The organism is Kitasatospora sp. NBC_01266 (assembly GCF_036242395.1).
In the GTDB taxonomy this organism is placed as follows: Bacteria; Actinomycetota; Actinomycetes; order Streptomycetales; family Streptomycetaceae; genus Kitasatospora.
Window position 1 is genome coordinate 6898349 of sequence record NZ_CP108458.1, and the last position, 12166, is coordinate 6910514.

The 12166-nt window shown below is 74.0% G+C and carries 13 protein-coding genes; 7 read left to right on the forward strand and 6 right to left on the reverse strand.

The features are described from left to right. Nucleotides 1–3: 3 nt before the first annotated feature. The 7 genes from OG403_RS29610 to OG403_RS29640 all read left to right on the forward strand — a co-directional run bounded on the left by OG403_RS29610 (nt 4) and on the right by OG403_RS29640 (nt 6421). The gene (locus tag OG403_RS29610) at nt 4–1242 is read left to right on the forward strand and encodes a styrene monooxygenase/indole monooxygenase family protein (protein WP_329569762.1); all 1239 of its coding nucleotides are present in this window, start codon (nt 4–6) and stop codon (nt 1240–1242) included. Between the two features lie 184 nt (nt 1243–1426). After that, the gene (locus OG403_RS29615; protein ID WP_329569764.1) at nt 1427–2677 is read left to right on the forward strand and encodes a DUF4190 domain-containing protein; all 1251 of its coding nucleotides are present in this window, start codon (nt 1427–1429) and stop codon (nt 2675–2677) included. A 98-nt stretch (nt 2678–2775) separates the two neighbouring features. Then, nucleotides 2776–3303: a GNAT family N-acetyltransferase gene (locus OG403_RS29620; RefSeq protein WP_329569765.1), complete on the forward strand. Its 528-nt coding sequence runs from the start codon at nt 2776–2778 to the stop codon at nt 3301–3303. Nucleotides 3304–3375: 72 nt separating this feature from the next. Beyond that, nucleotides 3376–4035 carry a hypothetical protein gene (locus tag OG403_RS29625; RefSeq protein WP_329569767.1) on the forward strand — a complete coding sequence of 220 codons (660 nt, stop codon included), beginning with the start codon at nt 3376–3378 and terminating at the stop codon, nt 4033–4035. 77 nt (nt 4036–4112) lie between these two features. Beyond that, entirely contained in the window at nt 4113–4688 is a 576-nt protein-coding gene (locus tag OG403_RS29630; protein WP_329569768.1) for a MarR family winged helix-turn-helix transcriptional regulator, read from the forward strand. Next, nucleotides 4675–5583: an ABC transporter ATP-binding protein gene (locus tag OG403_RS29635; protein ID WP_329569770.1), complete on the forward strand. Its 909-nt coding sequence runs from the start codon at nt 4675–4677 to the stop codon at nt 5581–5583. Before OG403_RS29630 ends, OG403_RS29635 begins: the two co-directional genes overlap by 14 nt. Continuing rightward, nucleotides 5543–6421 (forward strand): ABC transporter permease, encoded by an 879-nt coding sequence (locus OG403_RS29640; protein ID WP_329569772.1) that lies wholly within the window; start codon nt 5543–5545, stop codon nt 6419–6421. The genes OG403_RS29635 and OG403_RS29640 overlap by 41 nt, the downstream gene beginning before the upstream one ends. 112 nt (nt 6422–6533) lie before the next feature. Here OG403_RS29640 and OG403_RS29645 read toward each other — a convergent pair whose 3' ends face one another. From OG403_RS29645 to OG403_RS29670, 6 genes are all read right to left on the reverse strand, one after another. After that, complete coding sequence (locus OG403_RS29645) at nt 6534–7124, reverse strand: hypothetical protein (RefSeq protein WP_329569773.1); 591 nt, start codon at nt 7122–7124, stop codon at nt 6534–6536. Further along, the gene (locus tag OG403_RS29650) at nt 7121–8455 is read right to left on the reverse strand and encodes a DUF58 domain-containing protein (protein ID WP_329569774.1); all 1335 of its coding nucleotides are present in this window, start codon (nt 8453–8455) and stop codon (nt 7121–7123) included. Before OG403_RS29650 ends, OG403_RS29645 begins: the two co-directional genes overlap by 4 nt. Beyond that, the gene (locus OG403_RS29655) at nt 8452–9465 is read right to left on the reverse strand and encodes an AAA family ATPase (RefSeq protein ID WP_329569776.1); all 1014 of its coding nucleotides are present in this window, start codon (nt 9463–9465) and stop codon (nt 8452–8454) included. Before OG403_RS29655 ends, OG403_RS29650 begins: the two co-directional genes overlap by 4 nt. Nucleotides 9466–9555: 90 nt before the next feature. Next, nucleotides 9556–10077, reverse strand: coding sequence for a hypothetical protein (locus OG403_RS29660; protein ID WP_329569777.1), 522 nt, complete (start codon nt 10075–10077; stop codon nt 9556–9558). Further along, entirely contained in the window at nt 10077–11075 is a 999-nt protein-coding gene (locus OG403_RS29665; protein ID WP_329569779.1) for a DUF4129 domain-containing protein, read from the reverse strand. The genes OG403_RS29660 and OG403_RS29665 overlap by 1 nt, the downstream gene beginning before the upstream one ends. 73 nt (nt 11076–11148) lie before the next feature. Further along, a complete protein-coding gene (locus tag OG403_RS29670) occupies nt 11149–12138 on the reverse strand; it encodes a DUF4129 domain-containing protein (RefSeq protein ID WP_329569781.1) in 990 nt (329 codons plus the stop codon). Nucleotides 12139–12166: the final 28 nt, after the last annotated feature.

Sequence of the window (12166 nt, forward strand, 5' to 3'; positions counted from 1 at the left end):
GCGATGCGCAAGATTCTGATCGTCGGGGCCGGGCAGGCGGGGCTCCAGCTCGCGCTGGGTCTCCAGTCCCACGGTTACGACGTGACGGTGATGACCAACCGCACCGCCGACGAGGTGCGCGACGGGCGGGTGCTCTCCACCCAGTGCATGTTCGACACCTCGCTGGGCCACGAGCGCGAGCTGGGCATCAACTTCTGGGAGGCCGAGGCACCCAAGGTCGAGGGGCTCGGCGTCTCGGTGACCGGCCCGGACTCCAGCAGAGTGATCGACTGGGTGGGCCGGCTGGACGGCTACGCCCAGTCGGTCGACCAGCGGCTCAAGATGGCCGGCTGGCTGGAGACCTTCGCCCAGCGCGGCGGCCAGGTGGTCGTGCACGGCGTGGCCGTCTCCGACCTGGACTACTTCGCCCGCACCTACGACCTGGTGCTGGTCGCGGCCGGCAAGGGCGAGCTGGTCTCGATGTTCGGCCGCGACGCGAGCCGGTCGCCGTACGAGACCCCGCAGCGCGCGCTCGCCGTCTCCTACGTGCACGGCCTCGCCCCGCGTCCCGAGCACGACTTCCGGGCCGTGCGGTGCAACCTGGTCCCCGGCGTCGGCGAGCTCTTCGTGATCCCCGCGCTGACCGTCTCGGGTGACTGCGACATCCTCTTCTGGGAGGGGATCCCCGGCGGTCCGCTCGACGTCTTCGGCGGAGTGAAGGAGCCGGCCGAGCACCTGCGGCTCACTCTGGACCTGATGAAGACCTTCACCCCGTGGGAGTACGACCGCACCAGCGGCGGAGTCGAACTCACCGACGCCGGTGCCACGCTGGCCGGCCGGTACGCCCCGGTGGTGCGCCGACCGGTCGGTGAACTGCCGAGCGGTGGGCTGGTGCTGGGCGTCGCGGACGTGGTGGTGGCGAACGACCCGATCACCGGCCAGGGTTCGAACAACGCCGCCAAGTGTGCCGCCGTCTACTTGCAGGCGATCCTGGACCACGGGGAGCAGCCCTTCGACCGCGAGTTCATGGAGTCCGCCTTCGACCGCTACTGGGAGGATGCCCAGCACGTCACCAAGTGGACCAACACCATGCTCGCCCCGCCGCCGGAGCACGTGCTCAACCTGATCGGTGCCGCCGGCCAGCTGCCGCCGGTCGCCCACCGGTTCGCCAACGGCTTCAACAACCCGGCGGACTTCGAGAACTGGTTCTACGACCCGGAGAAGGCGAACGCCTACCTCGCCTCGGTCGCGCCGCAGGGCTGACCCTGGCCCTGTTCCTGGCCCTGTCCCGCGCTCGGCGCCGTCCGTTCGCCCCGTCCCGGCTGGTCCGGTCGACGGGGCGGGGGCGGCGCCGCTGGGTGTCCCCAAGATCCGCTAGAGTCCGGGCACGATCGAACGGCTGCGCGGGCAGCGGCGGCACGGCAGCGGCAGGGGAACGAGCGCGACCATGGTGGACATATCGGGACAGGCTGCGCAGGGGGAGCCGCAGGACGCCGCGCCTGCGGAGACGGTGGAGGACGCTCCCCGGGTCGATCCCTGGGCGCCGCCGGTGGACGGTGCCGCCAAGGCCTCGGTCCCGCCCGCCGGACTCTGGGCGCAGCCCGGAGCCCACCCGTTCCATCCGCAGCGGCCCGGACCGTACGACGCGCCGCCCCGGCTCCCGGGCGTCAACGGCCTCGCCATCACCTCCCTGGTCACCGGTCTGACCTGCTGCCTCTGGCCGGCCGCACTCGGCTTCGGGGTCGCCGCGCTGGTCCAGCTCGGCCGCCGTCGCCAGCGCGGCCGTGGGCTGGCCGTCGCGGGCGTGGTGCTCGGCGTGCTGGGACTGCTGGCGAGCGTGCTCGTGGGGGTGGGCGCGGTCGTCGGCTTCCGGGAGGCGCGGGCGATCTCCGCCACGGTCGGGGCGGCGCCGGGCAGCGGCCCCTTCGGTCTGCGGCCGGGCGACTGCTTCACCGAGCGGACCGTCCCGGGCGGCACCCAGCGGGTGCTGACCAGTTGCGCGGCCCCGCACTACGGCGAGGTGATGTCCACGGTGACGCTCTCCGACGACCACTTCCCGGGGGCACCGGAGGTCTCGAACCAGGCCTCCGCCGTGTGCGGGAGTGCCGAACTCTCCTACATCCTCGACCCGTGGGCGCGATCCGCCACGGTCGGCGTCCAGTACATCTACCCGAACACCCAGGCCCACTGGGACAGCACCGGTCACGCGGTGCTCTGCTTCCTGCACGACAGCACGCCGGGCGGCGGCAGCGGCTCGCTGCGTCGTGACGCGACCAATCTGACGGGCGACCAGCAGGCGTTCCTGCAGGCCGTCACCGAGTTGGACGCCGCGCAGGCGGCGAAGCCCGCCGGTGACCTGGCCGACCACAGCGACAGGGCGCACTGGTGGATCCAGCGGACCGCCGTCGGGATGTCGCAGGCCGAAACCGCGCTCGGTGGGGGCAACTGGCCTGACGACGCCAAGGACCAGGTGGCCATGATGATCACCGAACTCCAGCGGGACCAGCCGGCCTGGCAGGCGGCCGGGCAGGACGGCTCCACCTCGATCGACGACTTGGCTTCTCAACTCGCGGGCCAGGATCCGACGTTGGACGAGAGTGTGGCCCGCAGGGCGCTCTCCCTGGCCGCCCAGCCACCGGCGCCGGTGCCCACCGATCCGCAGCCCGGTACTGCCGACCCCTCACCCGCCGTCGTGTGAGGCGGGCCCGACTGCCCCGGGGTGTCGCGGTGTTACGCTCCCCGGGTTTGCTCGGGCGGCGCTGCGCTCGGGAAAGATACGAGGTCAAGGGGGCTGGAGTGATTGGGAGTTCGGAGCGGTTCGAGATCCGGCGGCGCTGGTCCGGCGACCTGCCCGGCTGCGTGAGCGCGCTCGCCGAGGTGCACCGGGTCGACGGCTATCCGGTGGCCTGGCCCCGCGACCCGGCCCGCTGGCTGGTCGAGTCCGACCAACTGGCCTGCTGGGTGGCGGTTTCCGCCGCTACCGGTGAGGTGGTCGGGCACGCCGGGCTCTGTCGCGGCCCGGGCTCCTCGGCGGCCGGGGTCTGGGCGGCGCGCGGCGAAGGCCGGGTGGCGGACGCGGCCGGTGCGGTGAGCCGGCTGTACGTGGCTCCGCCCGCGCGCGGGCACGGGCTCGGTGCCCGGCTGCTGGACGTGGTGGCGGCGCAGGCGCGGGCCTGGGACCTGCACCCGGTGCTGGACGTGGTGACCGAGAACACGGCGGCCGTCGAGCTCTACCACCGGCGGGGCTGGGAGCTGCTGCTGACGACGGATCAGATCTGGCCCAACGGTATGACGGTGGCCGTGCACTGCTTCGCGGCGGCGTAGAGCGGCAGGCCCCGGTGCGGTGCGGCCGGTAATCGGCTCTCGCGCCCGACCCGGTCCTGCTACCTTCGGGCGATGAACGATGATCTTGGAACTCGCCTGCCCGTGACCGCCGACGACGTCGAGGCGGCCGTCGCCCTCTCGCTGCGGACCCTGGACGGTGCGCTGGGTGCCGACTGGTCCGTGGCGGCGGGGGAGTTGGACTGGGACTGCTGGGAGGCGCTGGAGCACACCGCCGACGGCCTGTGGGCGTACGCGGCCCAAATCGCCTCGCGGCGGACGCCGTTGGACCGCTATGTGGCGCTGCGCTGGCACCGGGAGCGGCCGGGCGGGCCGGCCAACGCGGTGTTCGGGCAGCGCGAGGAGGGGCCCGCCGCGCTGCTGGAACTGCTGGAGGCCGGCGGTGCGCTGCTGGCCGCGATGGTCCGCACGGCCGATCCGCAGGTGCGCGCCTTCCACTCGTACGGGGTGGCCGACCCGGAGGGCTTCGCCGCGATGGGCGTGGTGGAGACCCTGGTGCACACCGAGGACCTGGTGCGCGGCCTCGGCCTGAACTGGGCGCCGCCGGGGGCGCTGTGCGAGCGGGTGCTGGCACGGCTCTTCCCCGAGGTGGCCGGTGCGGCCGTGGCGGCCGGCGACCCGTGGACCACGTTGCTCTGGGCGACCGGCCGTGCTGAGTCGGCCGAGCGGCCGCGTCGTGTCTTCGAGCGGTGGCACAGCGCACCGCTCGCCTGACGGCGGCCGGGTGCGGGTGCGGGCGGCTGAAAGTTGCCTCTGGACAGATAGCTCTTACTAAGAGCTAAAATTATCGTATGCCTGCAACCGACCCGGACTCCGGACCTCCGGACCCTGGACTCACCGACGAGTTCTCCACCGTGCTCGTCGGCATCACCCGACTGGTGCGCCGCCGCCTGCGCCAGGAGCTCACCGTGCCGCGCCTGCGCGGCGCCCAGGTGGAGCTGCTGCGCCTGGTGGCGGCCAACCCCGGGCTCCGGGTGTCGGCCGCCGCCAAGGAGCTGTGCCTGGCGGGCAACTCGGTGTCCACCCTGGTCAACCAACTGGTCGCGGAGGGCCTGCTGCTCCGCGAGGTGGACCCGGCCGACCGCCGCGCCGCACTGCTGCGGGTGACGCCGGCCGCCGCCGAGCGGCTGGACAGCTGGTCGGCCAAGCGCAAGGCGCTGGTCGGTGAGCTGCTCGCCGAACTCCCCGCCGGGGACCGCGAGGCGCTGGCCGCCGCGCTGCCCGCGATGCGCCGGCTGGCCGCCGGGCTGCAGGGCTGGGACGGCCAGGCCGACACTGGGACCGGGGGCGCCGACGAGGGCGCCGGCGGGGACGACGACACGGGCGATGACGAGGATGAGGAGGGGATGACCAATGACGGACCGTGACCTGGACGGTGACCGCAGCCGTGAGGACACAGGCAGTGGCCCGGCGGCGGGCTCGGCCGAGGCAGTGGTCTGCCGGGGCCTGGAGTACTCCTTCGGCAAGCCCCGGGCCGGTGCGGCCCGCACGAAGGCCGTCGACGGTGTGGACCTGGAGGTGCGCACCGGCGAGGTGTTCGGCCTGCTCGGTCCCAACGGCGCCGGCAAGACCACGACGATCCGCGCCATCACCACCCTGCTGCCGGTCCCGGCGGGCATGGTCAAGGTGTTCGGCAACGACACGGCCCGCCGCAAGATGGACGTCCGGCGGCTGCTCGGCTACGTGCCCCAGCAGCTCTCGGCCGACGCGGGGCTGACCGGCCGGGAGAACGTCGCGCTCTTCGCGCGGGTCTTCGACGTGCCGGGCGCCGAGCGGGCCGCCCGGGTCGCCCAGGCGATCGAGGCGGTCGACCTGACCGAGGCCGCCGACCGGCTGGTCGGCACCTACTCGGGCGGCATGGTGCGGCGCCTGGAGCTGGCGCAGGCGCTGGTCAGCGCGCCCCGGCTGCTGGTGCTGGACGAGCCGACCATCGGCCTGGACCCGATCGCCCGGACCAGCGTCTGGGAGTGCATCGACGCGGTCCGCGCGGCCACCGGCATGACGGTGCTGGTCACCACCCACTACATGGACGAGGCCGACCAGTACTGCCACCGGGTGGGCCTGATGGACCGCGGCAAGATCCGCGCCCTGGGCACCCCCGAGGAGCTCAAGAACCAGGTCCGCGAGCAGGACCCGGAGCTGGCACACCCCACTCTGGACGACGTGTTCCGCCACTTCGCGGGGCGCAACCTCGGCCACGGCCAGGAAGGAGACTTCAGCGATGTCCGCCGTACCCGCCGCACCGCTTCCCGCGTCGGCTGAGCAGGCGCCGGCGGCAGGCGGCGTCCGCCGCCCCGACCTCGGTCTGCTGCTGGTCCCGCCGCGAGCCAGGACCGGCTGGCGCCTGGTGCCGGCCCGCGTGCTCGCGATGTGCGCCGTCGAGCTGCAGAAGCTGCGGCACGACCGCACCGAGCTCTACACCCGGGCCGTCCAACCCGCCCTCTGGCTGCTGATCTTCGGTGAGACCTTCACCAAGCTGCACTCCATACCGACCGGCAACATCCCCTACCTCGACTACCTGGCGCCGGGGATCATCGCGCAGTCCGCGATGTTCATCGCGATCTTCTACGGCATCATGATCATCTGGGAGCGCGACTCCGGGGTGCTCACCAAGCTGCTGGTCACCCCGACCCCGCGGGCCGCGCTGGTCACCGGCAAGGCCTTCGCGGCCGGACTGAAGGCGGTGATCCAGGCGGTCGTGGTGATCGTGATCGCCGCGCTGCTGGGCGTCGCGCTGACCTGGAACCCGCTGCGGCTGCTCGGGGTGGCGGTGGTGGTGCTGCTCGGGTCGGCGTTCTTCTCCTGCCTCTCGATGACCATCGCCGGGATCGTGCTCACCCGCGACCGCCTGATGGGCATCGGCCAGGCCATCACCATGCCGCTCTTCTTCGGCTCCAACGCCCTCTACCCGGTGGCCCTGATGCCGGGCTGGCTGCAGGCGATCAGCAAGGCCAACCCGCTGAGCTACCAAGTCGACGCGCTGCGCGGCCTGTTGATCGGCACGCACGCCCATCTGCCGCTCGACTTCGGGGTGCTGGCACTGGCCACGGTGCTGGGCATCACGGCGGCCTCCTCCCTGCTGGGGCGGTTGGCGAAGTAGTCGAGCAACAACTCCCGCCACGGGAGTAACCTGTTGACCCGCTGACCGAGCGTCAGCGACTGATGACGGGGTGGCCGCTGAGCAGCAGTGGCCACCCCGTCACCGTTTCCGTTCAGGCCTCCTCGTCGCCCCGCCGCTCGTACAGCGTCAGCCCCACGGCGGCGGCGCAGGCCGCCACCCCGAGCACCGCCAGCAGCCGCGCCGCCTGCGAGCTCGCGGTCGGTGCCACGGCGGCCAGCAGCACCAGGGCCGCGGCCGCGTAGGCGCCGGCCACCGTGGCCCGGCCCGGCGGCCGGTGGAGCTGGTCGTAGGTGTCCGCGTGCAGCAGGTAGCTCAGCAGCAGCGCGGTGACCGCGACGGCCGCCCAGGGCCGCTGCGGCCCGACGGCGGTGAGCAGGACGGCGACCACGGCCAGCACCGTGTTGCGGTGCCGGGCCAGCTGCTGGTGCAGCCGGCCGCCGGGGTGCTTCGCCCGGTCCACGCTCGGCGCGGCCCACCAGGCGAAACCGGCGGCGACCACCGCGAGCGCCACGTTCGGGCCCACCGAGTGCCGGTTCACCGGGTCGGCCGCCGCGACCGCGAGTGCCACACCCAGGCAGCGGGCGGGCAGCTGCCGTACCGACAGTCGGGCGGCCCGGGTCACCTTCGCCCCGTCCACCTTCGCCCCACCCACCGTTGCCCCGTCCACTGTTGCCTCGCTCACCGTTGCCTCCCCTGGATCCGACCGCGCAGCAGTGGGGCGAGCGCCAGGTCCAGCGCTTCGCCGGCCGTGTGGGCGACCACCGGGATGCCCCGGTTGCGCAGCGCGAAGCGCATCGCGTCCCGGTCGATCCGCCACAGCCGCAGCGCCGACGCGTCCACCTCGTCGCCCGGTTCGACCTGCGGGTCGCCGGTCGGGATCTCCACCACGACCAGCGGATTGCCCCGGTCGGCGAGGTCGCCCAGCACGTCCAGCATCCGCTGGTCGGCCAGCGGCGTGAAGGCGTAGACCAGAGCGCCGGGCGGCAGTGCGGGCGGCGGCAGCCGGTTCAGCTCGGGGGTGCGGTAGCCGAGGTCCTTGCGCACGTCGAGCACGCTCTGCACGATCCGGTAGAAGTGCGGCTCGCCGGTGCCGGCCCGCAGCCAGCGGGTGGTGCCGCCGACCGAGACCAGGCCGATCCGGTCGTGCGTGCGCAGGTAGGCGCGGGTCAGGCCGGCGGCGGCCCGCAGCGACTCGTCCAGCGTGGAGACGCCGGTGGCCGGATCGCGGAAGTCGCCCAGCGCGTCGAGCAGCAGCACCGTGTCGACCGCCCGCTCGGCGCTGAACTGGTTGAGCTGGATGCTGCCGCGCCGGGTGGTGGACGGCCAGTGGATCCGCCGCTGCCGCTCGCCCCAGACGTGCGGGCGCACCCCGTTGACCTCCACGCCCTCGCCGTGCTGCCGGGTGGTGTGCTCGCCCAGCCGTTCCGGCAGCCGGACCGGGATCGGGGTCAGCCGGGCGCCGCCGGGCACCGGGAAGACCTCGATCTCGCCCAGCTCCACCCGCACGGTGCGGCGGGTCAGGTGGCCGGCGTCGTACACGTCCAGGTCGACCTGGCCGATCGTCCAGCGCCCCCACCGGGTCGCGGTCAGCGTCAGCTCCACGGTGTCCAGGCTGATCCGCTCGGCGGTCAGTTCGAGCCCGGGGCCGAGCGCCGGCGCCGGGTCGAGCAGTCCGGCCGCGCCGTCGTGGCGCACCCGGATCCGGGCGGTCAGCTGCTCGCCCTCGAAGCAGCGGCGGGTCGAGAGGTGGGCCTCGGCGTCGATCCGGGTCGGCCGGGTGCGGCCCGGCGCGGCCAGCGTCAGCAGCACGGCCGGGCCGGCCGCCAGCGCGAGCAGCCAGGCGTGTCCGGTGACCAGCGCGGCGACGACGGCCACGGCGGCGACGGTGAGCAGCCGCAGCGTCCGCTCGCTCGCCCGCCAGCCGGGTGGCGGCGGGGGCGGCGCGGTGCTCGGCCGGAACCCGGCCCAGGCCGATTCCTGACTCCGTGTCAGATCGGTTGCCGGGCTGGTCATGAGCGGGCGGCCGTGGCGTCCGCGAGGCTGCCGGCGGCCTTGTCCGGCACCGTCTGCGGGGTCGGCACCTGGGCCACCAGGCCGGCCAGCACGTCGTCCGCCTCCACCTGGCGCACCCACAACTCCGGCTTCAGGGTGACCCGGTGCGCCAGCGCGGGCACCGCCACCGCCTTGACGTCCTCCGGGGTGAGGAAGTCACGGCCAGCCAACGCCGCCTTGGCGCGGGCGAGTTGGACCAGGGCCAGGCCGCCGCGCGGCGAGGCGCCGACCTGGATCTGCGGGTGCGAGCGGGTCGCGGTGATCAGCGCGATGATGTACTCCACCAGGTCGTCGGAGACCTCCACCCGCTCCAGCGCGGCCCGCATCGCGAGCACCCGCGCCGGGTCGCTCAGCGGGCGCAGCACCGCCTCGGGGGCCGCCCGGTCGACCCGGGCCCGCAGCATCCGGGCCTCCAGTGCGGGCTCCAGGTAGCCCATCCGCACCCGCAGCAGGAAGCGGTCCAGCTGCGCCTCGGGCAGCGCGTAGGTGCCCTCGTACTCGATCGGGTTCGCGGTGGCGATCACCACGAAGGGGTCGGGCAGTTTGTGCGTGGTGCCGTCGATCGAGACCTGCGACTCGGCCATCGCCTCCAGCAGCGCCGCCTGGGTCTTGGGCGGGGTGCGGTTGATCTCGTCGGCCAGCAGCAGGTGGGTGAAGAGCGGGCCGGGACGGAACACCATCTCGCCGCCGCGCTGGTCGTAGAAGGGGGCGCCGGAGACGTCGGAGGGCAGCAGGTCGGGGGTGAACTGGATGCGGCGGAAGTCCAGCCCCAGGGTGGTGGCGAAGGAGCGGGCCAGCAGCGTCTTGCCGAGGCCGGGCAGGTCCTCGATCAGGATGTGGCCGCCGGCCAGCACACCGAGCATCACCAGCTCCAGCGCTTCGGGCTTGCCGACCACGGCGCGCTCGATCTCCGCCAGCACCTCATGGGCGAGCTGGCCGGCCTGCTGGGGCGTCAGGGTCTCGGTCGTCACAGGGTCCTCACAGGGAAGGGAAGGGTCACAGGGGTGGGAGTGCCAGGGGCGGTCGGCGCCGGGAGGCGCCGGCCGGTGCCGTCGAGCAGGTCAGAGGGTTTCCAGCCGGTCGATCAACACGTTCAGCTCGGCGGGCGACAGGACGTCCTCGGCCCGGGGATGCCGCGGGTCCAGGAACGCCCAGACCTCGGGCCCGACCAGCGCGGCGGCCCGCTCGGGCTCGGTGGCCAGCGAGACGCTGTGCCGCTCGGCGAGCCTGGCGGCGTAGAGGCGGCGCAGCCGGCCACGGAGCGGGTGCGGGAAGTCCTTCACGTCCAGGCCGTTGCGCACGGTGTAGCGCCAGTCGGCCAGGTTCGGGTCCTGGGTGCCCATCAGGCGCTGCCGACGTCGCCAACCGCTGGTCTCGCTGCCGGCGCCGGCCACGTAGCGGGCGGTCAGCAGGGCGGTGGCGGCGAGCAGCGCGGCGGCGGCGCCCAGCCCGGGTACGCCGCCCACCAGGCCCGCCAGCACCAGCGCGATCGGCACCAGCTGGCAGAGCACGACCAGGGTGTGCCGGGTGGAGCCGAGCTTCGGGCCGGTCGCCTCGGCGCCGGTCGTGCGTTCGTCGGCCATCAGGCGCTCATCTCCCTTGAGGTGTCCTGGGCCTCGGTCCGCGCCGAACGTTCGGCGAGTTGGGTGGCGATGGCGTCCAGTGCGGTGCGGGCCTGGTTCAGGTGGGTCTGGTCCATCGGGTGCCGGGAGAACCGGGCTTCCCGGAAGAGTGCGGTGAGGGTGGTGGCGTCGGTGCCGTGCAGGGTGCCGGCGGTGACGGCGCGGTCCAGCAGGTCGGTGGGGCTGTCGGCGACCAGTCGTTCGATGCCGGAGGCGGCCAGCGACTCCTCCATCGCGAGGTAGCAGGCGATCACGGCGGTGCGCGCGTCCTCGCCGCTGAGCAGCGCCTGGCGGGCCGAGGCGACCGCGTCGGCCAGTTCCCGCTCGTCGGTGCGGGTCCGCACGCTGCGGGTCACGGTCGGCACCGGCACCCGGCGCAGCAGCCGCCAGACCACGATGAGGCCGGCCAGTACGGCGAGCACCGCGAGGATCCGGACGGCCGCGGCCAGGTCGCCCATCAGGCCGGTGCCGGAGGTACCGGTGGGCAGTGGGTGCGGCGGAGTCAGGGGCCGTGGCCGCAGGGTCGGCGGGGCAACCGGATACGGCGCCGGCGCCGGCCGCTGGTTGGTGATCCGGTAGAGCCCCAGCAGCACCGCCGGCAGCCCGACGGCCAGCAGCGGCAGCAGGCGCAGGGCCGCGTCGCGCAGGCGTTCGGCGCGTGGCGGCAGGTCGATCAGGTGGCGGACCTGCCGGCGGTAGTACCGCAGGGTCCGCTCCAGCAGGATCAGCCAGCCGAAGATCAGCAGCAGCACCAGACCGAACTCGTCGCCGAGCGGCGCGCTGCCACCGTGCAGCAGGCTGCCGGCCGGGCGCAGCTCCAGCGCGGCGAAGGCCAGGCCGGCCACCGCGCCGATGGTCAGCGCCCGGCGCAGGTTGGTGGTGCGTGCCGCTTCCCCGCCGCCCGGTCGTGCCGGTTGCCCGGGCGGGTCTGCCGGGTCGGGCTCGCCGGCGGCTGTCATCGCTTCGTCCTCTCTCGGTCGGTCCTGGTGGCCCACGCCCTGTCGGCGTACTCACTCCACGACGGAGGCGCCATCAGCGGTTCACCTCCGCCGCATCGCCCTCGGCCCGTTCGGCCCGTTCGGCCCGTTCGGCTCGTTCGGCTCGTTCGGCGAGTTGGGTGGCGATGGCGTCCAGTGCGGTGCGGGCCTGGTTCAGGTGGGTCTGGTCCATCGGGTGCCGGGAGAACCGGGCTTCCCGGAAGAGTGCGGTGAGGGTGGTGGCGTCGGTGCCGTGCAGGGTGCCGGCGGTGACGGCGCGGTCCAGCAGGTCGGTGGGGCTGTCGGCGACCAGTCGTTCGATGCCGGAGGCGGCCAGCGACTCCTCCATCGCGAGGTAGCAGGCGATCACGGCGGTGCGGGCGTCCTCGCCGCTGAGCAGCGCCTGGCGGGCCGAGGCGACGGCGTCGGCCAGTTCCCGCTCGTCGGTGCGGGTCCGCCGCGCGCCGCGCGGGGCCGGCTTCGGCAGCCGCAGCCGGCGCACCAGGACGACCGCGCGGACCAGCACCAGGAGCAGCAGGACGGCCGCGACGAGCAGTGCCAGGAAGGACCAGTCGCCAGTGCCGCCGCCGTGCCGGGGGAGCGGCACGGGCAGGGCGGCGGGCGGTGGTGTCCGGGTCTCCGGCGGGTGTGCGTGGGGCAGGCTCGCCAGCAGCAGGACCAACGGCAGCACCAGCCCCAGCAGCGGCAGCAGGCGCAGCACCGCCTCGCGCAGGCGTTCCTCGCGTGGCGACAGGTCGACGAGGTCGCGGAGCTTGGCCCGGTAGGACCGCACGGCTCGTTCGAACAGCAGCAGCCAGCCCGCCGCGAGCAGCAGCACGAACCCGAAGGAGTGCCCGAACGGTGCCGGGCCACGGCTGAGCAGGGCGCCGGCCGGGCGCAGCTCCAGCGCGGCGAAGGCGAGTCCGGCCGCCGCCGCGAGGGCCAGTGAGTGGCGCGAACGGGCGGCCCGGGCCGCCTCCCCGGCGCCGGGCGGCTGCGGCCGCCCGACCAGGTCAGCCCGGCCTGAACCGCCCTGTCCGCTCATCGTGTTGCTCCCCCCGTACGGGTCCGTC